The sequence below is a fragment of the Paraburkholderia sp. GAS33 genome (assembly GCF_050436645.1).
In the GTDB taxonomy this organism is placed as follows: domain Bacteria; phylum Pseudomonadota; class Gammaproteobacteria; order Burkholderiales; family Burkholderiaceae; genus Paraburkholderia; species Paraburkholderia phenazinium_B.
Genome location: NZ_JBNDMP010000004.1, coordinates 134,142 through 154,638, shown reverse-complemented (window position 1 = coordinate 154,638; position 20,497 = coordinate 134,142). Strand labels below are relative to the sequence as shown.

The following is a 20,497-nucleotide window of genomic DNA, read 5'->3' as shown; positions in this document are numbered from 1 at the left end:
CGGAGAGGGCATCCATTCGCGGGTTATCTGTCGGCGAAGATGGTAATTAATTCGGTATTCTAATCGTTATAACCACATGAACGGCAATGGCGTCGGTACGTCTTTCCGGCTTTGGCGCCTATGAACCCGTAGAGACAGATCGAAGGCCGCCGGGCCCGTGAGGCAGTGTGTGGGTACGAACAGAGACGGGCTGCCTGAGCATGCTCCAATCAAACTATCACGCCTATTGTGTCGGATTCAATCAGGGTCGCGGGGGCTCTGGGGGTGTGCATTGGAGAGGCTCGAATGAACAATTTCAATTTGAACGAATTTGCATCGCCGGCGGCGCAGCCAGCACTGGCACGCGAGGCAATGGAAGACTGCGTCGTGCAGCCCGTGATTCTCGCGGGCGGCTCGGGCACGCGGCTGTGGCCGTTGTCGCGCGAGCAAAGCCCCAAGCAGCTGATCAACCTGTTCGGCGACGAGTCGCTGCTCGAGTCGACGGTTCATCGGCTCGAGCGCCTGTTTGCCGGCGAGCGCCAGTCTCAGGGTGCACCGGGTTTCGTGCGGGCTGCGCCGATCGTCGTATGCGGCGGCGATCTGCATCTGGCCACGCTCGAGCGGCTCAAGCGCTGCGGCGGCGTGCCGCGTGTTCTCGTCGAACCGTCGCCGCGCAATACTGCGCCGGCACTGACGCTCGCCGCGCTTGCCGCGCAGGCCGATCTGCCCGACGGCCCGGATCCGGTACTGATCGTCGTGCCTGCCGATCATCTGATTGCCGACAACGAGGCGTTCGTCGCGGCGCTTGCGCAAGCGGTGCTGCATGCCGCGCAGGGTGCAATCGTGACGCTGGGCGTGCCGCCCGAGCGGGCGGAGACGGGCTACGGCTATATCCGGATCGGCGCGCCGGTCGGGCTGCAAGGGGCGTGTGCAATCGACGGCTTCGTGGAGAAGCCGGATCGGGAACTGGCCGAACGCTACGTCGAGAGCGGCGGGTATTGGTGGAATAGCGGCATTTTCGTGGTGCGCGCGTCGGTGTGGCTCGCTGCCATTGCGCGTTGCCGTCCCTCGATCGCGTCGACGTGCGTGGAGTCGTTTGCGCGGGCGTCGCTCGACAGCACAGGCGCACGCCAGTTCGATCAGTCGGCTTTCGCAGCCTGTCCTTCCGATTCTATCGACTATGCGGTGATGGAACAGGTCGGTGCCGAGGCGGGTCTCGCCGGCGTCGTCGTGCCGCTTGTCGCGGGCTGGTCCGATGTCGGCGCGTGGGATGCGGTCTGGGAAGCGTCGGGCAAGGACGCCGATGGCAACGTTGGCCGCGGCCGGGTGCTGTTCGAAGGTTCGAGCGACAGTTTCGCGCATTCGGATGGCCGGCTGGTCGCATGCGTCGGCCTGTCGGGCGTGGTGGTGGTCGAAACCGCCGATGCGGTGCTGGTGGCCGCCAAGGACCGTGTCCAGGACGTGCGCGCGATCGTCAGCCGCCTCAAGACCGAGCGCGGCCCGGAAGTGCAGGAGCATCGCAAGGTCCAGCGGCCGTGGGGCTTCTACGATTCGATCGACCGTGGCGAGCGCTTCCAGGTGAAGCGTATCGTGGTGAACCCGGGCGGCCGTCTATCGCTGCAGATGCATCATCACCGCGCCGAACATTGGGTGGTCGTGCGCGGCACGGCACGCGTCACGCGCGGCGAAGAGACTTTCCTGATGTCGGAGAACCAGTCGACCTATATTCCGCTCGGCGTGACGCACCGGCTCGAGAATCCGGGCAAGACACCGCTCGAAATCATCGAGGTGCAATCGGGCGGCTATCTCGGCGAGGACGATATCGTGCGCTTCGACGATCAATATGGCCGTGCCCCGGAGGCGGCACATGAGAGTAGCGACGCTTCGGGCCGCTAAACCGTCCGCTACCGGAGCCAGGTTGTGCGCTGTCGGACACAAGCTGTTGTAGATCCGCCAATCGACGACGCTGCGTGCGTCGTCGCACGATGCAATCTGTGAGGCCCGCGCACGCTTATCACGCAAGCTTGGCGCGCTTCTTCGGCCAGCGCGTTACATGAACGAAACAATTCTTCAGAGGGATAACCCTGTCAGGACGTTTCCCAACTGGCGCATCTGTTTTTAAGCTAGCACCGTATCGATTAATACAACAACAAACAATACAAAACGACACACGAGGGCCGCTTGATCAACAGGCTACGCGGGGGGATAACCCGCTTTCGGGGAGAGTGTCATGGAACAGGGAAACAAGGATCGTTCGTTGGTCAGCAAGGTCATGGACGGGCTCGTCACGGGCATCGTCGAAGAAAAATATGGCGCTGTGCTGCCACCGCAGGATGTGTTGTCCAAAGAGTTCGATGTGAGTCGAACTGTGATGCGTGAAGCGCTGTCGATGCTGCTCGCGCGCGATATGCTCGATGTGCGGCCGAAGATAGGCACGCGCATCAGGCCGATGCGCGACTGGCGGATGATCGATGAGGATGTGGTGAGTTGGCGTTTTCGTGCAAAGCCCGATCCGGTGTTTCTGCGCGATGTGATTGAGTTTCGCATCCTGATCGAACCGCGTGCGTGCGCTCAGGCGGCGGCGCGCGGCAGTGCGGCGGATATTGCCGGGATTCGCGATGCCTACGACGCGTTCCGCACCATCCGCCCGGGCGAGGCCGGCTATCAGGCGGCCGACGAGCTGCTGCATACGCGCATCGTGGTGGCGAGCGGCAACCAGTTCTTCCAGCAGATGGCTGCGATCATCCGCGGTGCGCTGGCGGCTGCCAATCCCATCGTGACGGCCAGGCCGGGCGCGTGGGAGACCGTGGTGGCGAACCACGGGCGCGTGGTCGCGGCGATCGAGCGGCGCGATGCGAAGGAAGCGGAAGCGGCTTCGCTCGCGTTGATCGATTTCACAGCGGAAGAGATCGGCAGCACGTTTTCGGCTTAGTTGGCGGTTCGCGGTTGCGTGCGATCGGGGAGACCTGGGCGACAATGGCGCCTGGTCTCTACCGCACCGGAACTCGAACGCCACATGAACAACGCTCTGGAGGCCGTCCCCGGAGGGGACGTGCCTGAACACTTATCCTCTGTGAACCCCACCGTGATTCGCTGGGGCATCGTCGGCACGGGGCGTATCGCCCGCCGCTTTGCCCAGGGCCTCGCGCATGTCGAAGCCGCGCAACTGACCGCGCTCTGGTCGCGCCGCGCCGAACCGGCGGCGGCTTTTGCCGCGGAGTTTGGCGGCACGGCGTGCGCGAGCTTCGACGCGCTGCTCGCCAGCGGTATCGACGCGCTCTATATCGCCACGCTGCAGGACAGCCACGTGGACTACGCGATCGCGGCGCTCGAGGCAGGCCTGCACGTGCTGTGCGAAAAGCCTGCCACGATCAATGCCGCCCAGCTCGAACGCGTGCTGACGGCCGCGCGCGGTGCGCGACGGCTCTTCATGGAGGCGATGAAGCCGCCTTTCTATCCACTGTATCGGGCTTTGCGTGCCCATCTGGCTGACGACCCCATCGGCGAAATCGGCCTTGTGCGGGCCGGCTGTTCGGCGGCGAACGTGCCGCCCGATCATCCGTCGTTTTCCTTCGAACACGCGGGCGGCGCGCTGCTCGACATCGGCATCTACGAGATGTTCCTGGCCGTCGACTGGCTCGGCGCACCACTCGAGGTGCAGACGCTCGGCCGGCTCGGGCCGACCGGCGTCGATATTTTTGCGAGCCTCAATAGCCAGCACGAGCGCGGCATCTCGCAACTGTTCTGCGGGCTCGACCTGCATGGCAAGGGCGATGCGCTACTGCTGGCGGCGGGCGGACACGTCACGATCCACGAGAACTGGTGGAACCCGGCCCGCGCCACGATCCGCTATGCGGATGGGCGCGTCGTCGAACTGGATGTGCCGTTCGAAGGCGGCGGCCTGAACTATGAAACCGCGCATTTCTGCGAGCTGATCCGGGCGGGGCAACTGGAGAGTCCGGTGATGCCGCACGCGAAGTCATTGCAGATGATTGCGATGACCGACGCGGCGCGGGCCGCGCTAGGACTGCGTTTCGCGGGAGAGTGAGCCGCGCGAAGGGCGGTGTGGGCAGAGCCGCGCTTCGGGCACCCGTGACGCGCACGGTGTGCCGCGGTGGTACGATTTGCGCGGACGCGGTGCCCAGGCGCCGCCGAAGCTTTCGATTACCTTCCGCAGGAGCCGCTTTCGATGCGCATGCTTGGAAAATTGTGGCGCGACAACAAGAGTCTTGTCGCGTTTATCGTGCTGATGGTGTTGTTCCGTAGTGCGATCGCCGACTGGAACGTGGTGCCGAGCGGCTCGATGCTGCCGACCATTCGCGAGGGCGACCGCATCCTCGTCGACAAGATGGCCTATGACCTGCGCGTGCCGCTCACGCATATCGCGATCGCGCATCTGCACGATCCGCAGCGTGGCGACATCGTCACGATCCAGTCGTCGGCAGCCCACGAACTGCTCGTCAAGCGGCTGATCGGCCTGCCGGGCGACAGCGTGGCGATGCGCGACAACGTGCTGTATGTGAACGGCGTGCGCGCGGCCTATCAGCCGCTCAAGTTCGGGCCGCTGCCGGGCGATGCGTCGTCGCCGGGCGACTATCTGACTGAGCGTTTCGACGGTGTGTCGCATATCGTGCGGCTCTCGCCGGATTCGCCGAGCCCGCGCAATTCGTTCGGGCCGGTGGTCGTGCCGCCGGGCCAGTATCTGATGCTTGGCGATAACCGCGACAACAGCGCGGATTCACGCTACTTCGGCTTTTTCCCGCGCACGGAACTGATGGGCCGCACGCGTCGCGTCGCGTTCTCGCTCGACCCCGATCATTACTACGAGCCGCGCTTCAGCCGCTTCGGGGCGCCGCTGGATGCGCCGCTCGCGGCGCGCTGAGCGCTCGCCGATCAGGTACGCTCACGCTCACGCTGCTACGCGGCGGCAGTCCGGACGCCTCGCCTCACACGTGGCTCAGTGCCGCGTGGGTAGCGCGAGGCGCTGTTCGTACCAGTGCTGGACCCATTCGAGCACCTGGCACAACACCCAGTAGATGGCCGCCGCAGCGAGGTAGAGCGGCAGCGGCTGATAGGTCGACGCAATCACTTCCTGCGCGCTGCGCAAGAGCTCGGTCACGGTGATCACCGACACCAGCGAAGTGTCCTTGATCAGGCTGATCAGACTGTTCGACAAACTCGGCACGGCGATGCGCAATGCCTGCGGGGCCACCACATACCGCAGCGTCTGACGGCGCGACAGACCTAAGCTGTAAGCCGCGAGCCACTGGCCACTCGGAATGCCGAGGATGGCGCCGCGCATGCTCTCCGACAGATACGCCGCGACATTCGCCGACAGCGCGATCACACCCGCAGGCGTTGGATCGAGCGAGATGCCGAGACTCGGCAAGCCGTAGTAAATCACGAAGATCTGCACCAGCAACGGTGTGCCGCGCATCAGGCTCACGTAGACGCGTGCGATCCAGTTCAACACGCGGTTGTGACTGATGCCCATCACGGCGATGACGCTGGCGGCAAGCAGTCCGAAGATCATCGACAGGACCGCGAACTTGACCGTCAGAATGACGCCCTGAGCGAGCACCGGAAGCGATTGGACGAGCAGGGAAGTGGTGGACATGGGCGATGAGTGATGTGCGCAGCAAAGCGCACATCATAAACGCTCAGTGGGGCTCAGTTCGCGATGGGCTTCGTGACGTCGATGCCGAACCACTTCTCGGAGATCTTCGTGAAGGTGCCATCCGCTTCGAGCTGGGTCATTGCATCGTCGATCGCCTTGGCGAACTTCGGATTGCCCTTCTTGAACGGAATGCCCGACGGCGTGCCGGTGCCGACCATCGCACCAGTGCGCAGCGGCAGCGGCGAAGTCTTCAGCAGATAGGCCAGCATCAGACGGTCGTTGAGCGCGGCGTCGAGACGGCCGGCGGCGAGGTCAGCCAGATATTCAGGTGCGCCCGGGTAGGTCTTGACGTCGATGCCCGGCACCGACTTCGCCATATCCATGTAGTTCGTGCCGAGACCCACGCCGAGCTTCTTGCCCTTCAGGTCGTCGAGCGACTTGAACTCCCGCGAGTCGTCCTTGCGCTGGATCAGCTGGGCCGCGGAGAACGTGTAGCCGGGCGAAAAATCGAGCACCTGTTTGCGCGCGTCCGTGATGCCGACCTGGTTGACGATCACATCGAACTTGCCGGCCTGCAGACCCGCGATGATGCCGCTCCATTCGGTCGTCACGAACACCGGCTTCACGCCGAGCTTCTGCGCGACCGCTTTGGCGATATCCACGTCAAACCCGACCAGCTCACCCGACGGCGCCTTGGAGTCGAACGGCGGGAACGTACCTTCGAGGCCGATGCGCAGCGTGCCGCTTTGCTTGACCTGATCGAGCAGGTCTGCTGCGTGGGCGGCTACGGCGGTGAACGAGGCGCCGATCAGACCAGCCACGAGGAGTTTTTTCAGCAAGCGAGATTTCATCGTCTTCCTTTATTCGTTTTTTTGCCCAGACGGGCGGTTAGAACATCGGAAAGGATAACAAAGCAGACTATCAATACTTAAATACTGTTTGTTTATGCCTATATAACGTGGCCGGGCGTTGCCCGGGCCGGCATAGCCGTAGTTTAAGCCAGCGCCTGCGCGCATTCGGCTACCAGCGCCGGGCCGCGGTAAATGAAGCCCGTGTAAAGCTGGACCAGCGCCGCGCCGGCGGCGAGTTTGGCGCGCGCGTCTGCGCCGGAAAAGATGCCGCCGACGCCGATGATCGGCACGGTCTCGCCGACTTCGGCGCGCAGTTTGCGGATCACTTCATTGGAGGCATCGAATACCGGCTTGCCCGACAGGCCGCCGGTTTCCTCGGCATGCGGCAGACCCGTGACCGCCGTACGCGAAAGCGTCGTATTGGTGGCGATCACGCCTTCGAAGCGATGGCGCAGCAGCGTGTCGGCAATCGATTTGATCTGCTCGTCGTCGAGGTCCGGGGCGATCTTCAGTGCGAGCGGCACCAGCTTGCCGTGCAGATCCGCGAGACGCTGCTGCTTGTCCTTCAGCGCGGCGAGCAGGGCGTCGAGTTCGCCGGCACCCTGCAACTGGCGCAGGTTCTTCGTGTTCGGCGACGAGATGTTGACCGTCACGTAGCTCGCGAACGGATAGACGCGCTCGAGACAGTACAAATAGTCCTCGGCGGCGCGCTCGATCGGCGTATCGGCGTTCTTGCCGATGTTCAGTCCCAGCGGACCGCGATAGCGCGCGGCCTGCACGTTCTTCACGAACTGGTCGACCCCGGCGTTGTTGAAGCCCATCCGGTTGATCACAGCGTTCGCCTGCGGCAGGCGGAACATGCGCGGCCGCGGATTGCCTGGTTGCGCGCGTGGCGTGACCGTACCTACCTCAATAAAACCGAAGCCCAGCGCGGCCAGCCCGTCGATGCACGCGCCGTCCTTGTCGAGCCCGGCGGCGAGCCCCACCGGGTTGCGGAACGTCAGCCCCATCACGGTGCGCGGCGCGTCGGGCACGCGCGGCGCGAGCGCGCTTGCGACGCCCGTGCGGCCGGCCGCGCCGAGCAGGCGCAAGGTCAGGTGGTGAGCGTCTTCCGCGTCCATGCGAAAGAGTTGGGCGCGTACGAGCGGGTAGAGGGAACTGAACACGGGGCGGAGCCGGACGGCTGGAAATGGGAACCCGGTATTTTACCGGCTTTAACGAGACGGCAGGGCGCGGAGGCGGAGGAGAGTTCGTCGCGCTGGCATTCAGGAGGGCGCTTCAGCGGGGCAGCTTGACGGGGCCGCGCCGGCCCTGAATCGCGGCGTCGACGGGCGCCAACTCGAGGCTTTGCGGATCGAGCGTGCGCCATGTGCTGTCCACGAGGCCTTCCAGCGGTCGGAAGTTGGCCTTGTACGCCATTTTCTGGCTCTCGCGGATCCAGTAGCCGAGGTAGACGTAAGGCAGACGCAGGCTGCGCGCCTGTTCTATCTGCCAGTAGATGTTGTAGGTGCCGAAACTGCTGTGCGCGAGATCCGGTTCGAAGAAGGTATAGACCGACGAGAGCCCGTCGCCGAGGATGTCGATCATGCTGATCATGCGCAGCACGCCCGGCGCGTCAGGGTGTCCCGCGAGCGGCTCGCGGAATTCGACCAGCCGCGAGTTGATCCGGCTTTGCAGCAGGAACTGCTCGTACTGATCGCGGCTGTCGCGATCCATGCCGCCGCCGGCGTGCCGTGCCGACTGATAGCGCATGTAGAGCGCGTAATGCTCTTCGTCGTAGTGCAGCGGTGCAACCGTGGCGACGAGACCGCCGTGTTTTTTCCACACCTTGCGCTGGGTGCGGTTCGGCTCGAACTGGTCGACCGGCACGCGCACCGGCACGCAGGCGCGGCAGCCGTCGCAATACGGGCGGTAGGTGAACACGCCCGAGCGCCGGAAGCCCGCCTTGACCAGGTCGGTGTAGACGTCGGAATTAATCAGATGGCTTGGCGTGGCGACTTGCGAGCGTGCCACGCGCCCCTCCAGATAGCTGCAAGGATACGGCGCCGTTGCATAGAATTGCAGCGCGGAAAGGGGTGAAAGCGGCAGCTCGTTGGGGTGCGTCACGTTGGCAGCTCTCGAAGCGTCTCTGAGTATTTCAAACCCGTTTTACCGGCAACGGGCCCGGCTATGCTCGCTACGCCGCAGGCGCGACGACATCGAGCAGGACCGTCTTGTCGAAGCGCCAGGGGATGGGCGCGGCATCGACAGACGCGCGGACATGCGCGATGAACGCCTTGCGCGCTATCTCGCGACCGCCCAGCGACGCCAGATGCGACGTGTTCTGCTGGCAGTCTATCATTTCTATTTTGTGACGTCGCAAGTGTCCGATGAGCGCGGAGAGCGCCATTTTCGACGCATCCGTGACCTCCGCGAACATCGACTCGCCGAAGAACATGTGTCCGAACGACACGCCATACAAACCGCCTACGCGCTCGCCTTCGAACCAGGTTTCGATGCTGTGCGCATCGCCCGTGCGATGCAGCGACGTGTAGGCATCGACGACGTCCGCGGTGATCCACGTGCCGCGCTGGCCGCGGCGCGGCGCCTGGGCGCAGGCGCGCATCACAGCGGGGAAATCGTGGTCGACGCGGATTTCCCAGGCGTCCTCGCGCAAGACCCGCTTCAAGGTCTTGCGTAGCGACGGGGATACCTTGAATTCGGCCGGACGCAGGATCATGCGCGGATCCGGGCTCCACCAGAGCACCGGCTGACCGTCTGAATACCACGGAAAAATGCCGCGCCGGTAGGCGTCGATCAGGCGCGAGGGCAGCAGGTCCGCACTGGCGGCAAGCAGGCCCGGCGCGCCGCTGGCCGCGCCGAGCGCGCGCTCCACGGCAGGGAACGGATCGTCGGGTCCGAGCCAGGGAACCATGCCGGGACGCTCAGCCTTCGCGCAGCGAACGGAAGATGTCGCCGGTGTGCAGGCCGTAACTGCCGGTCTGACGGTCAGCGAAATAGAAGCGCAAGGTCTGGCCGACGGTGGGAAACGCGATGTCGTCCCACGGAATCTCGTGTTCCTCGAACAGCTTTACTTCGAGGCTTTCCTCGCCGGCATCCACGTCGAGATCGAGCAGCCGCGCCAGGTAGAAAATATGCACCTGATGCACATGCGGCACGTTGAGCAGCGAGAACAGGTTTTGCACCTCGACGCGCGCGCCGGCTTCCTCCAGCGTTTCGCGGGATGCCCCTTCGGAGGTCGTCTCACCCATTTCCATGAAGCCGGCGGGCAAGGTCCAGTAACCGTAGCGCGGCTCGATGGCGCGGCGGCAGAGCAGCACCTTGTTGTCCCAGACGGGGATGGTGCCGACCACGTTGCGCGGATTCTGATAGTGCACGGTACCGCAACTGGCGCAGACAAAACGCTCGCGATTGTCGCCCGGCGGAATGCTCAGGCTGACCGGGTGACCGCAGACAGAACAGAATTTCATAGGAAGGGGACGAAGAATGGTGATAGGAGTTTATCACCAGGGCGAGCTTTGAAGATGGGAGCGATTGAGTTGGAGAAAAGCAGGAGCGCGGAGCAGTAGCGCTGGCCCTGGCCGGATGGCTAATCCGAAAGAATCGCTTAGCAAGGGGTGAGCGATTGCGTTAGGATTGCTACTCTATTTGGTTGCCCTCGTAAGGGCACTTGTCACGCGGTGGGGGAAGGGCATTATGCGCAAGTGGAAAATCTTTGAACAGCTTCGGTTTATCTTCGGTTGTGGGGTGATTGGCGGGGTCACGGCCAGCATGTTCTTTGGCTGGATCGACCGATCGGTTGATATGCAGACAATAGGCATTGTGATTGGCGCAGGAGCGGCGACGCTCACAGAATTTGATATCGTCTGAGCATGGCGCTACAAGTTGGCATAACTCTATTCGGACTACAGATTGATGGAGGTTGGGTTGATGAATTTTCCTACTTGATGGCGGTTGCGTGGTCGTGGGCCCGCTATGTCAAACGCGTGTGCTTGCCGACGCGGCGTTCTGCGAGGCGGGTGCATCCAATGCGGGCGTTTTTCTGCAAAATGACTGCGGCGGACTTTTTCGGCGGCCTCGGTCTTTTCCCGCTGTGTGTACTGGCCGTGTCGGTGTTTTCAAGTTCGCTGGTGCAGGCGCTGCTGTCGGGCAACCGTTTGCTTTTGAGTGCCGCTGGAATCATCGCGCTATATGCGATGCTCGAGAATTTTTAGCGAAGCCGCGAAGGAAGAAAAGCTGTGGGGCGCAAAGCAAGAAGAAGAGGGAAGCAGGCAGAAGAGACGCAAACAAAAAAGGCCTGCCGGTTTGGCAAGCCCTTGATGTTGTTCGACGTGATTTACTTGGTTGCGGGGGTAGGATTTGAACCTACGACCTTCGGGTTATGAGCCCGACGAGCTGCCAGACTGCTCCACCCCGCGTCCGTCGAAGAAAAGATTATAGCGGAACCAGATTGTCCGTGCAATACCTTTTTAAGAATCGACTTCAACGCACGGATGATGGCGGTGCTGTTACGTGCTCGCGAAGTGGCTTGTTGCAGCTAGAATCCGTGTTCCATCTGCGTTGCCGCTCCGTTGATCTTCGTCGGTCATCGGCAAGTGATTGCAGCGTGTCCTTCCTTCATTCCTTTCCCGCTCATGGACATCGTTCACGATCTGCAGTCGATTGTCGCTCAGGAAAACGCGCTGGTGTTTCCTCAATTCGATGCCGACCGTGCGTGGCAACTCGGCGCTTATCTGCACGAGCTTGCCAATGCGCGCGGACTCGCGCTGGCCATCGACATACGCACGTTCGGTCAGCCGCTGTTCTTCAACCTGCTCCCCGGTGCGACACCTGACAATGTCGACTGGGCGCGCCGCAAGGGCAACACCGTTGCGCATTTCCGGCGCAGCTCTTATGCAATCGGTTTGCGTATGCAGCAGGCGGGCAGCACGCTCGCCGAAAAGCACGGCTTGTCGCTCAACGAATATGCGTCGCATGGCGGTGCGTTTCCGTTGACTGTCGCCGGTGCCGGTGTGATCGGTTCGGTGACGGTGTCGGGCTTGCCGCAGCGATCGGATCACGAACTGGTCGTGGAGGCGTTGTGCGCGCACCTCGGTCACGACTACAGCAAGCTCGCGCTTGCGAAGGCCTGAACCGATGCGCTTGCCACCGTATGTGCTGCTCGCCATTGCCATCGTCGCCGAAGTGATTGCCACTTCCGCACTACGCGCCTCGGAGGGCTTCTCGCGTCTTTTACCCGCAGTCGTCGTGGTGCTGGGTTACGGCGTGGCGTTCTACTGTCTTTCGTTGACGCTCAGAAGCATTCCCGTCGGCATCGTCTATGCGATCTGGTCGGGCGTCGGCATTGTTCTGATTACGCTGGTTGCCGTGGTGCTCTACGGTCAGGTGCCCGACTGGCCCGCCATTTTCGGACTTGGGCTCATCATCTGCGGCGTCGTCGTGCTCAACCTGTTCTCGAAGATGCAGGCGCACTGACGCCTCGCGTTTTATTTGCAGCGGACGATCATCGAACGGTTTTTCACATTCGCCGTAACGACGTTGGTGACGCCGCCGCCTGTCGGGCCGCCCTGGTCGTTGTCTTTGGAGATGATGTCGTAGCCGGTGGCGCCGCAAGCCTGGCCCGCTTGCACGTAGCACGATGCCCAGCTCGAGTCGGCGTCCGCGCCGCTGCAGTTAACCGCGAAGCCGGTTTCTCCGTTTGGCAGATTGATCAGCGAGGTTGTATTCGACGACGCACATGCGCTGAGACCGACGGTGGCCAGCACGGCGAGGGGCAGCGCAGCGTAGCGCGCAAACCCGCGGCGGGTGCCGCATGCGGCGATGGCGGCCAGGCGTCGGCTAAACGGGAGACAGCCCCGTGTAAGTGGCTTCATGGTGTTTCCTTTTTAGACGGATGACGACGGAAGTCTAAAAACATTCTCCCATATCGCCGATTCGAGGTTCGTGTGGGCCGACGCACAGATCGTACCCGACCCCAGGATGCGTCCGAGCTGCGTTTGGGGATCGTGCGTTGTCCGTAAGGCAACAGCATGTTCTCGCGCGCAGAACTTATTGGGCTCAAAAGCGACTTATACCTTAGAGGAACACCTCGGCGCGCAACGATGCGCGCCCGCCGGTCTGCGCCGAACGTGGTGGACCCGCGAAAATTAACGAGGAGAACGCATATGGCAGAACGTGTGAGCGGTCCGTACCGCGGTTACTTCATCAGTGCCGCTGCGCGCCTCGTTGTCACATATGAGGCAGCGGAGGCGAACGCGCCCGACGCGATTTACGTGGGCTCGGTGAGCCTGTCGCAGCGTGGACCGGATGATTCGCATCGTATCGAGACGTTGCTTGACCTTGGCGGCGAACATCGCTTCGCTACGGAAGCAGAGGCGCTCGAACATGTCGAGCAGTCTGCGAGAGCTTACATCGACCGGTTGATCGAGCATGATTGAAGCAAGTGCTCCCGGTGTCGACTGTAGGGAGTGGACCACATTCCGTTCGGGCGAGTACCATAAGCGCGACACCCGAACGCGCCGGACTGCGTGTTCCGATGCCTGCTTTTCCGACGGATTCTTCTGATGAGGCAACCATGGAAATTCGGTTTCCCGCGGACGCGCCCGCTTACCGCGATTCCAATCTGACTGTCGTATTCCGCGCGCTGGTCGACGGCGAGACCGTGCCGTGCGCGATCTCGGTCGAAGCGCTCGAGGACCATTTCGGCGCGCGCTCCGAAGATCTCGAAGGCTGGATGCGCGCATTCGATGCCGGGCGCGGCCGTATTGAAGAAGTGGCGCGCGAGCATTTGCAGATCAGCAACGGCACCCCGGTGTTGCTGAAGAGCGGTCACTTTCCGCCAGGCAACGTCGCCGGACTGTGAGGCTGCCGGCCAAGCGTCAAACCGCGCGTCTTTAGTGCCTGTTCGGTTGTGGCTGCGAACTGGCCCCTGCCAACGCGATGCGGATCCCATCGTCATAGGAGGTCTTGCGGATCGGACCGATCAACGTTTGCAGCGCGCTGTCGTCGAGCACAAGCGGCTCGCTCATCAGGTAGTTCATCTCCACCAGTTCGCGCATGATCGGATTGAAGAGACCGAGCACGCGCAGCATCGGCTTGCCGGCCACCATCATCTTGAGCTTATGTCCGGCTAGTGCGTACGCTTTCTCGGCAACCTCACGCTGCGTAATCGTGCCGGGGCCGGCGAGGTGCAGCCAGCGCCCGTAGGCCTCAGGGGTACGCGTGAGCGTCTCGACTACCGGGCCTACATCCGGCACGAACACGAATTCGTGCCGCACATCGATGGGGCCGACCATCTGCGCGCGCGTGCCATGCGCCGCGCCTTCGAAGACGCCATTCAGAACGCTGCGTTCGATACCCGGGCCGTAGAAGTCCGGCAGGCGCAGCACGAGCGTCGACAGTCCCTTGCGACCGTGCGCCTCGAGCACCAGATTTTCCTGGGCGAGCCGCATCTTTCCTTTGAAAGTGTGCGGCTCACGTGGATGCTTCTCCGTCACGAATTCGCTGCGTGCGCGACCATAGGGATAGACCGTGCCGATCAGGATCAGGCGCTCGACGCCCGCTGCGTTCAGGCCGGCCAAAGTTTTTTCCATCAGCGGCGGATGCTTCTCGAACTGGTTATAGGGCACCCCGACCAGATATACCGCGGTCTGCAGACCTTGGGCCGCGGCTGTAACCGACGCCGGATCTTCCGGGTTCCAGGTGACGATTTCCGCATACGGATCGTGGCCGAAGGCCGCTTCGAGCGCACTGCGCGAGCGTCCGATGACCCGATAGTGACGACCGGCCGCGGCGAGCGCGACAGCAATGCTTTGCCCGATAGCGCCCGCGGCGCCGAACAGCCCGACTTTCCCTGCGTTTTCCATGACGACTCCTTGAACAGGTGGCTGCCGGACACTACCCTTGAGTGGCCGGTCAAAATTTTATGAACGATGTTCAGTAAACGGTGTTCAGTTTAATTTGACTTTTCAGTTTGTCAACCGGAAAATGCATGCCATGGGAATCACAGAAAGAAAGACTCGCCAGAAGCAGGCGCTACGCGAACGCATCCTCGATGCGGCGCGGCGCATCGTGGTGCGCGAAGGCTTCGCTGCGCTGTCGATGCGCAAGATTGCCGACGCCATCGAATATTCACCGGCCACGCTCTACCTGTACTTCGCAAGCCGCGACGAGATTGCGCGCGCGTTGTGCACCGAAGGGTATGCGCAGCTTCTTGCCACGTTCGAGCCGCTCGCGCAGATTGCCGATCCGGCAGAGCGCCTCAAGGCGATGGCGCACGCCTATGTGGGGTTCGGCGTCGCGCATCCGCAGACATACCGGCTGATCTTCATGGAAGATCCAACGTATATGGGTGCCGCGCTCGGGGCGGCGTCCGAAGCGGAACAGGGCGCCGGCAGCGAGCCTGATAAACGGGCGGATAAAGGGGCGGATAAAGGGGCTGACAAGCACCCCGAAAGTCATACTCAGGCCGTGGCCGCCTTGATCAACCCGGCGGCGTCCGACGACTCGAGCGACGCAGCGATGCGTCTCATGGTCAGCGCGCTCGACGAACTGAAAGCGGCAGGGCGCCTGCGCACGTCGGCGGAAGGCGCGGTATTTTCCCAGGTGTTGTGGGCCACGCTGCACGGTATTGTCGCGCTCAATCTCACATGCCCGGTGTTTCCGACTGCACCGCTCGGAACCATCATCGACGCCGCGCTGGACGCCTGGTTCGGCGAGCGGGAGCCGCCGGCGGCGTCCCGGGATGCACCAGTGGTTGTCGCGACCGCAGCCAACGACATCCCGGCCGCTGGCCCGGCCGCACTGGCCACCCCAGCCACCCCATCTGCAACGGCACCGCGCGCACGGCGCCCCGCCGCAAAGCGTAAAGCGGCGGGTGCGTGATAACGTTCACCCTTCCCATCCACCGGTCTTTTCACCTGTCACGTCATGTCAATTTCTGAAGCCGCCGCCGTCAGCGAAGAAGTCACCACCTACATTGCCAACCGGATCGGTTTTATCGAGCTCGAACGCCCGAAAGCGTTGAATGCACTGTCGACCGGCATGATTCGCGCGATCCAGGCCGCTCTCGATGCGTGGCGCGAGGAACCCGGTGTGCTCGCCGTCGTGGTGCGCAGCCAGCATCCGCGCGCGTTCTGCGCGGGCGGCGATATCCGCTTCCTGTACGAGTCCGTTCAGCGCGGGGATGGGGCGGCGCGCGATACGTTCTTCATCGAGGAATACCGTCTCAATCACAGCATCTTCACCTATCCGAAGCCTTACATTGCGCTGATGAACGGCGTGGTGATGGGCGGTGGGATGGGCATTTCGCAAGGGGCGCATCGTACGGGCGGCCTGCGCGTGGTGACCCAGTCGACCCGTATGGCGATGCCGGAAACCCGCATCGGGCTCTTTCCCGATGTCGGCGCGGGCTGGTTCCTGGCCCGCACACCGGGCGCGCTCGGCCGCTATCTGGCCGTGACCGGTGAGACGATCGGGGCGGCCGATGCCCTGTACGCAGGTCTCGCCGATACCTACATCGACGATGAAGCCTTGCCCGCGCTCGTCGAAACGTTGCGTACCGAGGTGTTCGAGCATGGCGCGGATGTGGTGGCGTGCGTCGAGCGCGAAACCTCGGCCCACAAGGTCGTTCCAACGCCCGATACTTCGCCGCTGGCCAGTGCCCGCGCCTTGATCGACGGGCATTTTGCGCTGCCGGACATGAAGCAGATTCTGGCTTCGCTCGAAGCGGAACAAACCGGCTGCGAGGCCGCCGACTGGGCCGAGCAGACCATCGGCGTGCTGCGTGAACGCTCGCCGCTGTCGATGGCCGTTTCGCTGGAAGTGGTGACGCGCGCGGAGGGGGCGATGGCCGATTGTCTGCGTCGCGATCTGGATCTGACCCGTACGAGCTTTGAACACGGCGACGTGGTGGAAGGCATTCGTGCCCGCATCATCGACAAGGACAACGCGCCGCACTGGCGTTTCACCCGTATTGAAGACGTCGGCGCCGACGACGTTGCGCGGATGTTCGACAGTCCGTGGCCGGCCGCCGAGCATCCGTTGGCCGATCTGCAGGGCTAAACCCCCGAATCTCCGGAGTACCGGCGCCGCATCAGCGAAATCGCAGCCGCGCCGGTGTCAGCGTCATTCCTCGTCTTCGAACGCCATAAAGGCGCGCATGAATACGAGCGCGCCCCATCCCCACATGGCGTTTGCCGCGAATCCCATGGCGAGGCGCGGCAGCATGTTGCCGCTCGGCCAGATGCCCCGCAGCGGATCCACCACGAAGACGCTTGCCGCGGTCAGCACGATGCCGCCGAATACGAAGGCCTGAATCCACGGCGCACGCCGCTCGGGCGCCACGCGCAGCAGCCACGCCATCAGCACGGCCCAAACGGCACTCCAGACGGCGTTGGCGATGAACTCCGGCAACCCTAGCGGCTGAAACGGCGCGGTCGAGAAACCTGCCGGATCGATCAGCCCGGCTGCATGCAGCAGTCCGAGGGTGGACTCATGAAAAAACAGCGAAGCCAGAAAGCCGGAGACGAACGGCAGGATGATTTTTTGCATGCAATGCAGCGCCAAGGACCCGGGCGCAACTGACACGGCCCGCGCCGGATTATCGAAAGACGCGTCATTATATAGACGCTTCAGCAGGTTTCAGCCAAGCCGCTTGTATGCTTTAGCGTCAGGCTAATCACGAAAGTGGAAAACCTAAGCTAAAAAAAATCGTTCAAAAGCCTGGGCCCGATCCATAGACTGTTTCTCCATGTAGACGGCATGACTGCCGTCGTCCACTTTTCGTGCCCCGCTGAGGTGCACGTTTCGTCAAGGGAAGCTGTCGCGATGTCCTCTCTGAAGCCGATCTCCGCCATCCTCGCTGCGTCACCCGGGCGCGCCGAGCCTTGCTGTCTGGTCTGCCGGTAGCCACGCATCGGGTCCTAAGGCCGGCTCTGCCGCTAGTCCACATCGCACGACGCTCGAGATCTTCGCGGTCCTGTAGACACGCTTTTCCGGTTATCGCTCGACGCGTGCTCCGGCAACCGCCCGGGGCGGCGTCGCAGGTCTGGTCCGCCGCGCTCCGGTAGCGTGTGGCCGCCGACCCTTTCGTCCTTCATCAATCCAGTCTCGAACAAGCAGGAGCAGCAAATGAATGTGTTCTGGTTCATCCCGACTCACGGCGACAGCCGATATCTCGGTACGTCCCAAGGCGCACGCGCAGCCGATTACGACTACTTCCAGCAGATCGCCGTCGCCGCCGATACGCTCGGCTATGAGGGCGTGCTGCTGCCGACAGGCCGTTCATGCGAAGACGCGTGGGTGGTCGCCTCGAGCCTGATCGCCGCGACGCGGCGTCTGAAGTTCCTCGTCGCGATCCGTCCGGGCATCACGTCGCCGGGACTGGCGGCGCGCATGGCATCGACGTTCGACCGTCTGTCGGGCGGGCGCCTGCTGATCAACGTGGTGACCGGCGGCGATGCAGCGGAGCTGGAAGGCGACGGCGTGTTCGTCAGTCACGACACGCGCTATGAGATCACCGACGAGTTCCTGCACATCTGGCGCAAGATGCTGGCCGCCGCGCATACCAACGACACGATCGACTTCGAAGGCAAGCATCTGCAGTCGAAGGGCGGCAAGCTGCTCTATCCGCCGGTGCAGAACCCGCATCCGCCGCTGTGGTTCGGCGGCTCGTCGCCGGCTGCCCATGAGATGGCCGGCGAGCACATCGATACGTACCTGACCTGGGGCGAGCCGCCGGAAGCGGTCGCGAAGAAGATCGCCGACATTCGTGCGCGCGCCGAAGCGCATGGCCGCAAGATCAAGTTCGGGATTCGCTTTCACGTCATCGTGCGTGAGACGGAAGAGGAAGCGTGGGCCGCCGCCGACAAGCTGATTAGCAAGCTGGACGACGAAACCATCGCGCGTGCGCAGGCGTCGTTTGCCAAGATGGATTCGGAAGGACAGCGCCGCATGGCTGCGTTGCATGGCGGCAAGCGCGGCGGTCGCGCGGATCTCGAGGTCTATCCGAATGTATGGGCAGGCGTGGGGCTCGTGCGCGGTGGGGCAGGTACGGCGCTGGTCGGTAGTCCTGAGCAGGTTGCCGCACGCATGAAAGAGTATGCGGATCTCGGCATCGATACGTTCATTCTGTCCGGCTACCCGCACCTGGAAGAGTCGTACCGCTTCGCCGAACTGGTGTTCCCGCTGTTGCCGAACCGCAAGCGCACCAGCGCGAGCGGGCCGCTCTCCGGACCGTTTGGTGAAATCGTCGGCAATATCCATTTGCCCAAGGTCAGCGCCAGCTGATTGCATCTGGGCGCAGCCCCTGCATCAAGAAGGAGTGGAGTAAGCAATCATGGCTCGATCCAGTGGAACCGAAAATGTTTGGCGGCGTATCGGCGGGCATGCTGCGCCGTGGATTGCCCCGCTTGTGATCCTGCTCGCGTGGGAAGTCGCTGCGCGCAGCGGTCTCCTTTCGACGCGCGTATTGCCCGAGCCGCTCGCTGTGGTGAAGGCGGCGTGGTCGCTGATCCAGTCCGGTGAAATGTGGGCCGACGTGAAGGTCAGCACCTGGCGCGCGGTGTCGGGTTTCGCGGTCGGCGGTGGTATCGGCCTCGCGCTCGGACTGGCGACGGGGCTGTTCAGACCGGTCGAAGTCGTGCTCGACTCGACCGTGCAGATGGTCCGTAATATTCCCGCCCTGGCGATGATCCCGCTCGTCATCCTGTGGTTCGGGATCGAGGAAGAGGCGAAGGTGTTTCTCGTCGCGCTCGGGGTGTTTTTCCCGGTCTATGTGAATACGTTCCACGGCATACGCTCGGTCGATGCCAACCTGATCGAAATGGCGCGCAGTTATGGCGTGAAGGGCTTCCGGCTGTATTGGGATGTGATCCTGCCGGGCGCGCTGCCGTCGATTCTCGTCGGCGTGCGATTTGCGTTCGGCTTGATGTGGGTCACGCTGATCGTCGCTGAAACGATCTCTGCGCAATCGGGCATCGGCTACATGACGATGAATGCGCGCGAATTCCTGCAGACCGATGTCGTGGTGGTCGGCATTCTGCTGTATGCGGGGCTTGGGAAGCTCGCCGACCTGCTGGCGAAAACGCTTGAACGCGTCACGTTGCGCTGGCATCCGGCCTATCAACGAGGAGCGAAAGCATGAGCAGCCCGACCTTTTCGACGACGAGCTTTGGCGGTATCGCAGGTGTGGTGGACGCCGCTGCCGCCGCACCGCTTGCGCGTGAGGCACAGCGCGGCACCGATCATGCGGTCGAATTGCGCGGCGTCGGCAAGCAGTATGGCGAACGCGCCGTACTGACGGACTTCGATCTGTCGATCGAGCGTGGCAGCTTTGTCGCGATTGTCGGCCGCAGCGGCTGCGGTAAATCCACCTTGCTGCGCCTCGTCGCCGAACTCGAGAAGCCTACTGCCGGTGTGCTGGAAAAGCGCGCCGAGGATGGTCGTCCGCTCGATACCCGCATCATGTTTCAGGACGCGCGTCTGTTGCCGTGGAAGAGCGTTTTGAACAACGTGATGCTGGGGCTAGGACGCGGCGCGCGCGAGGATGCGCGAGCGGTCCTCAATGAAGTCGGTCTGCTAGAACGCGCCAACGACTGGCCGGCGCAGTTGTCCGGCGGTCAGCGTCAACGGGTGGCGCTCGCGCGTGCGCTCGTGCACCGTCCGCAACTGCTGCTGCTCGATGAGCCACTCGGCGCGCTCGACGCACTGACGCGGATCGAAATGCATGCGCTGATCGAACGCCTGTGGCTCGAGCATCGCTTTACTGCGCTGCTTGTCACGCACGATGTGCATGAAGCGGTTGCGCTGGGCGACCGGATCCTGTTGATCGAAGACGGCCGTATTGCGCTTGATCAGCCCGTGCCGCTCGAGCGGCCGCGTGCACGTGCGTCGGCGGGATTTGCCGCGCTTGAGGATCACGTGCTGCAGCGCGTGTTGAAGACTACGTCGAACGATGATGCACTTCCTTATCGTCCCGATCCGCATCACGACGACCGCCTCGTGCGGCCTAGCGAAGTCCGTTGGGCTGTCTGACAGTCCTTGCCTGAGC

At 63.0% G+C, this 20,497-nt stretch carries 24 protein-coding genes and 1 tRNA gene; 15 read left to right on the top strand and 10 right to left on the bottom strand.

From position 1 onward, the window contains the following. The first annotated feature begins 351 nt into the window (after positions 1-351). From P3T24_RS14410 to lepB, 4 genes are all read left to right on the top strand, one after another. Positions 352-1,875: a mannose-1-phosphate guanylyltransferase/mannose-6-phosphate isomerase gene (locus P3T24_RS14410; RefSeq protein WP_429436154.1), complete on the top strand. Its 1,524-nt coding sequence runs from the start codon at positions 352-354 to the stop codon at positions 1,873-1,875. 334 nt (positions 1,876-2,209) lie between these two features. Further along, positions 2,210-2,911 carry a FadR/GntR family transcriptional regulator gene (locus P3T24_RS14405; protein ID WP_074264908.1) on the top strand — a complete coding sequence of 234 codons (702 nt, stop codon included), beginning with the start codon at positions 2,210-2,212 and terminating at the stop codon, positions 2,909-2,911. A gap of 84 nt (positions 2,912-2,995) precedes the next feature. After that, positions 2,996-4,027, top strand: coding sequence for a Gfo/Idh/MocA family protein (locus P3T24_RS14400; protein WP_429435503.1), 1,032 nt, complete (start codon positions 2,996-2,998; stop codon positions 4,025-4,027). Between the two features lie 141 nt (positions 4,028-4,168). Next, positions 4,169-4,861 (top strand): signal peptidase I, encoded by a 693-nt coding sequence (gene lepB / locus P3T24_RS14395; RefSeq protein ID WP_429435501.1) that lies wholly within the window; start codon positions 4,169-4,171, stop codon positions 4,859-4,861. 75 nt (positions 4,862-4,936) lie between these two features. Here the strand turns inward: lepB and P3T24_RS14390 are convergent, their stop codons facing one another. From P3T24_RS14390 to P3T24_RS14365, 6 genes are all read right to left on the bottom strand, one after another. Continuing rightward, the gene (locus P3T24_RS14390) at positions 4,937-5,596 is read right to left on the bottom strand and encodes an amino acid ABC transporter permease (RefSeq protein ID WP_429435499.1); all 660 of its coding nucleotides are present in this window, start codon (positions 5,594-5,596) and stop codon (positions 4,937-4,939) included. A gap of 53 nt (positions 5,597-5,649) precedes the next feature. Next, on the bottom strand, positions 5,650-6,447 hold the full coding sequence (locus P3T24_RS14385; RefSeq protein WP_074264904.1) for a cystine ABC transporter substrate-binding protein: 798 nt from the start codon (positions 6,445-6,447) through the stop codon (positions 5,650-5,652). A 143-nt stretch (positions 6,448-6,590) separates the two neighbouring features. Then, positions 6,591-7,613, bottom strand: coding sequence for a quinone-dependent dihydroorotate dehydrogenase (locus tag P3T24_RS14380; RefSeq protein WP_074264903.1), 1,023 nt, complete (start codon positions 7,611-7,613; stop codon positions 6,591-6,593). Positions 7,614-7,725: 112 nt separating this feature from the next. After that, positions 7,726-8,553, bottom strand: a complete 828-nt coding sequence (locus tag P3T24_RS14375; RefSeq protein ID WP_074264902.1) for an arginyltransferase — start codon at positions 8,551-8,553, stop codon at positions 7,726-7,728. A gap of 70 nt (positions 8,554-8,623) precedes the next feature. After that, positions 8,624-9,361 (bottom strand): leucyl/phenylalanyl-tRNA--protein transferase, encoded by a 738-nt coding sequence (gene aat / locus P3T24_RS14370; RefSeq protein ID WP_074264901.1) that lies wholly within the window; start codon positions 9,359-9,361, stop codon positions 8,624-8,626. A 10-nt stretch (positions 9,362-9,371) separates the two neighbouring features. Next, a complete protein-coding gene (locus tag P3T24_RS14365) occupies positions 9,372-9,917 on the bottom strand; it encodes an NUDIX hydrolase (RefSeq protein ID WP_074264900.1) in 546 nt (181 codons plus the stop codon). 226 nt (positions 9,918-10,143) lie between these two features. Between P3T24_RS14365 and P3T24_RS14360 the strand changes: the two genes are divergently transcribed. After that, positions 10,144-10,317: a hypothetical protein gene (locus P3T24_RS14360; RefSeq protein WP_167379388.1), complete on the top strand. Its 174-nt coding sequence runs from the start codon at positions 10,144-10,146 to the stop codon at positions 10,315-10,317. Between the two features lie 2 nt (positions 10,318-10,319). Then, positions 10,320-10,661 (top strand): hypothetical protein, encoded by a 342-nt coding sequence (locus P3T24_RS14355; protein WP_143787518.1) that lies wholly within the window; start codon positions 10,320-10,322, stop codon positions 10,659-10,661. A 127-nt stretch (positions 10,662-10,788) separates the two neighbouring features. Here P3T24_RS14355 and P3T24_RS14350 read toward each other — a convergent pair. Continuing rightward, positions 10,789-10,865 (bottom strand) — tRNA-Met (locus tag P3T24_RS14350). A 216-nt stretch (positions 10,866-11,081) separates the two neighbouring features. On the opposite strand from P3T24_RS14350, the gene P3T24_RS14345 reads away from it, so the two are divergent. Together P3T24_RS14345 and P3T24_RS14340 are read left to right on the top strand one after the other, a co-directional pair. Further along, positions 11,082-11,579, top strand: a complete 498-nt coding sequence (locus P3T24_RS14345; RefSeq protein ID WP_429407360.1) for a heme-degrading domain-containing protein — start codon at positions 11,082-11,084, stop codon at positions 11,577-11,579. 4 nt (positions 11,580-11,583) lie between these two features. After that, positions 11,584-11,922, top strand: a complete 339-nt coding sequence (locus P3T24_RS14340; protein ID WP_074264896.1) for a DMT family transporter — start codon at positions 11,584-11,586, stop codon at positions 11,920-11,922. An 11-nt stretch (positions 11,923-11,933) separates the two neighbouring features. On the opposite strand, the gene P3T24_RS14335 is transcribed toward P3T24_RS14340, so the two are convergent. Further along, positions 11,934-12,320, bottom strand: a complete 387-nt coding sequence (locus tag P3T24_RS14335; protein ID WP_429287572.1) for a hypothetical protein — start codon at positions 12,318-12,320, stop codon at positions 11,934-11,936. Between the two features lie 291 nt (positions 12,321-12,611). Here P3T24_RS14335 and P3T24_RS14330 point away from each other — a divergent pair, with 291 nt between their 5' ends. Together P3T24_RS14330 and P3T24_RS14325 are read left to right on the top strand one after the other, a co-directional pair. Beyond that, entirely contained in the window at positions 12,612-12,884 is a 273-nt protein-coding gene (locus P3T24_RS14330; protein WP_074264894.1) for a hypothetical protein, read from the top strand. Positions 12,885-13,021: 137 nt separating this feature from the next. Beyond that, entirely contained in the window at positions 13,022-13,309 is a 288-nt protein-coding gene (locus P3T24_RS14325) for a DUF1488 domain-containing protein (protein ID WP_074264893.1), read from the top strand. Between the two features lie 31 nt (positions 13,310-13,340). Here the strand turns inward: P3T24_RS14325 and P3T24_RS14320 are convergent, their stop codons facing one another. Continuing rightward, on the bottom strand, positions 13,341-14,312 hold the full coding sequence (locus tag P3T24_RS14320; protein WP_429435496.1) for an NAD-dependent epimerase/dehydratase family protein: 972 nt from the start codon (positions 14,310-14,312) through the stop codon (positions 13,341-13,343). Between the two features lie 130 nt (positions 14,313-14,442). Between P3T24_RS14320 and P3T24_RS14315 the strand changes: the two genes are divergently transcribed. Continuing rightward, positions 14,443-15,330, top strand: coding sequence for a TetR/AcrR family transcriptional regulator (locus P3T24_RS14315; RefSeq protein ID WP_429435494.1), 888 nt, complete (start codon positions 14,443-14,445; stop codon positions 15,328-15,330). 45 nt (positions 15,331-15,375) lie between these two features. Then, a complete protein-coding gene (locus P3T24_RS14310; protein ID WP_074264890.1) occupies positions 15,376-16,509 on the top strand; it encodes an enoyl-CoA hydratase/isomerase family protein in 1,134 nt (377 codons plus the stop codon). Positions 16,510-16,572: 63 nt separating this feature from the next. Here the strand turns inward: P3T24_RS14310 and P3T24_RS14305 are convergent, their stop codons facing one another. Beyond that, a complete protein-coding gene (locus tag P3T24_RS14305; RefSeq protein WP_074264889.1) occupies positions 16,573-16,998 on the bottom strand; it encodes a hypothetical protein in 426 nt (141 codons plus the stop codon). Positions 16,999-17,577: 579 nt separating this feature from the next. Between P3T24_RS14305 and ssuD the strand changes: the two genes are divergently transcribed. The 3 genes from ssuD to P3T24_RS14290 are packed head-to-tail and all read left to right on the top strand — an operon-like array spanning position 17,578 to position 20,481. Then, the gene (ssuD, locus tag P3T24_RS14300) at positions 17,578-18,735 is read left to right on the top strand and encodes an FMNH2-dependent alkanesulfonate monooxygenase (protein ID WP_074264888.1); all 1,158 of its coding nucleotides are present in this window, start codon (positions 17,578-17,580) and stop codon (positions 18,733-18,735) included. Between the two features lie 49 nt (positions 18,736-18,784). Further along, on the top strand, positions 18,785-19,591 hold the full coding sequence (gene ssuC / locus P3T24_RS14295) for an aliphatic sulfonate ABC transporter permease SsuC (protein WP_429435491.1): 807 nt from the start codon (positions 18,785-18,787) through the stop codon (positions 19,589-19,591). Next, positions 19,588-20,481: an ATP-binding cassette domain-containing protein gene (locus tag P3T24_RS14290; RefSeq protein ID WP_429435489.1), complete on the top strand. Its 894-nt coding sequence runs from the start codon at positions 19,588-19,590 to the stop codon at positions 20,479-20,481. The genes ssuC and P3T24_RS14290 overlap by 4 nt, the downstream gene beginning before the upstream one ends. Positions 20,482-20,497: the final 16 nt, after the last annotated feature.

Bases quoted from the DNA above. Each gene is read 5' to 3' on its own strand.
- P3T24_RS14410 (WP_429436154.1), top strand. From the start codon at position 352: ATGGAAGACTGCGTCGTGCAGCCCGTGATTCTCGCGGGCGGCTCGGGC.
- P3T24_RS14405 (WP_074264908.1), top strand. From the start codon at position 2,210: ATGGAACAGGGAAACAAGGATCGTTCGTTGGTCAGCAAGGTCATGGAC.
- P3T24_RS14400 (WP_429435503.1), top strand. From the start codon at position 2,996: ATGAACAACGCTCTGGAGGCCGTCCCCGGAGGGGACGTGCCTGAACAC.
- lepB (WP_429435501.1), top strand. From the start codon at position 4,169: ATGCGCATGCTTGGAAAATTGTGGCGCGACAACAAGAGTCTTGTCGCG.
- P3T24_RS14390 (WP_429435499.1), bottom strand. From the start codon at position 5,596: ATGTCCACCACTTCCCTGCTCGTCCAATCGCTTCCGGTGCTCGCTCAG.
- P3T24_RS14385 (WP_074264904.1), bottom strand. From the start codon at position 6,447: ATGAAATCTCGCTTGCTGAAAAAACTCCTCGTGGCTGGTCTGATCGGC.
- aat (WP_074264901.1), bottom strand. From the start codon at position 9,361: ATGGTTCCCTGGCTCGGACCCGACGATCCGTTCCCTGCCGTGGAGCGC.
- P3T24_RS14365 (WP_074264900.1), bottom strand. From the start codon at position 9,917: ATGAAATTCTGTTCTGTCTGCGGTCACCCGGTCAGCCTGAGCATTCCG.
- P3T24_RS14360 (WP_167379388.1), top strand. From the start codon at position 10,144: ATGCGCAAGTGGAAAATCTTTGAACAGCTTCGGTTTATCTTCGGTTGT.
- P3T24_RS14355 (WP_143787518.1), top strand. From the start codon at position 10,320: ATGGCGCTACAAGTTGGCATAACTCTATTCGGACTACAGATTGATGGA.
- P3T24_RS14345 (WP_429407360.1), top strand. From the start codon at position 11,082: ATGGACATCGTTCACGATCTGCAGTCGATTGTCGCTCAGGAAAACGCG.
- P3T24_RS14340 (WP_074264896.1), top strand. From the start codon at position 11,584: ATGCGCTTGCCACCGTATGTGCTGCTCGCCATTGCCATCGTCGCCGAA.
- P3T24_RS14335 (WP_429287572.1), bottom strand. From the start codon at position 12,320: ATGAAGCCACTTACACGGGGCTGTCTCCCGTTTAGCCGACGCCTGGCC.
- P3T24_RS14330 (WP_074264894.1), top strand. From the start codon at position 12,612: ATGGCAGAACGTGTGAGCGGTCCGTACCGCGGTTACTTCATCAGTGCC.
- P3T24_RS14325 (WP_074264893.1), top strand. From the start codon at position 13,022: ATGGAAATTCGGTTTCCCGCGGACGCGCCCGCTTACCGCGATTCCAAT.
- P3T24_RS14320 (WP_429435496.1), bottom strand. From the start codon at position 14,312: ATGGAAAACGCAGGGAAAGTCGGGCTGTTCGGCGCCGCGGGCGCTATC.
- P3T24_RS14315 (WP_429435494.1), top strand. From the start codon at position 14,443: ATGGGAATCACAGAAAGAAAGACTCGCCAGAAGCAGGCGCTACGCGAA.
- P3T24_RS14310 (WP_074264890.1), top strand. From the start codon at position 15,376: ATGTCAATTTCTGAAGCCGCCGCCGTCAGCGAAGAAGTCACCACCTAC.
- P3T24_RS14305 (WP_074264889.1), bottom strand. From the start codon at position 16,998: ATGCAAAAAATCATCCTGCCGTTCGTCTCCGGCTTTCTGGCTTCGCTG.
- ssuD (WP_074264888.1), top strand. From the start codon at position 17,578: ATGAATGTGTTCTGGTTCATCCCGACTCACGGCGACAGCCGATATCTC.
- ssuC (WP_429435491.1), top strand. From the start codon at position 18,785: ATGGCTCGATCCAGTGGAACCGAAAATGTTTGGCGGCGTATCGGCGGG.
- P3T24_RS14290 (WP_429435489.1), top strand. From the start codon at position 19,588: ATGAGCAGCCCGACCTTTTCGACGACGAGCTTTGGCGGTATCGCAGGT.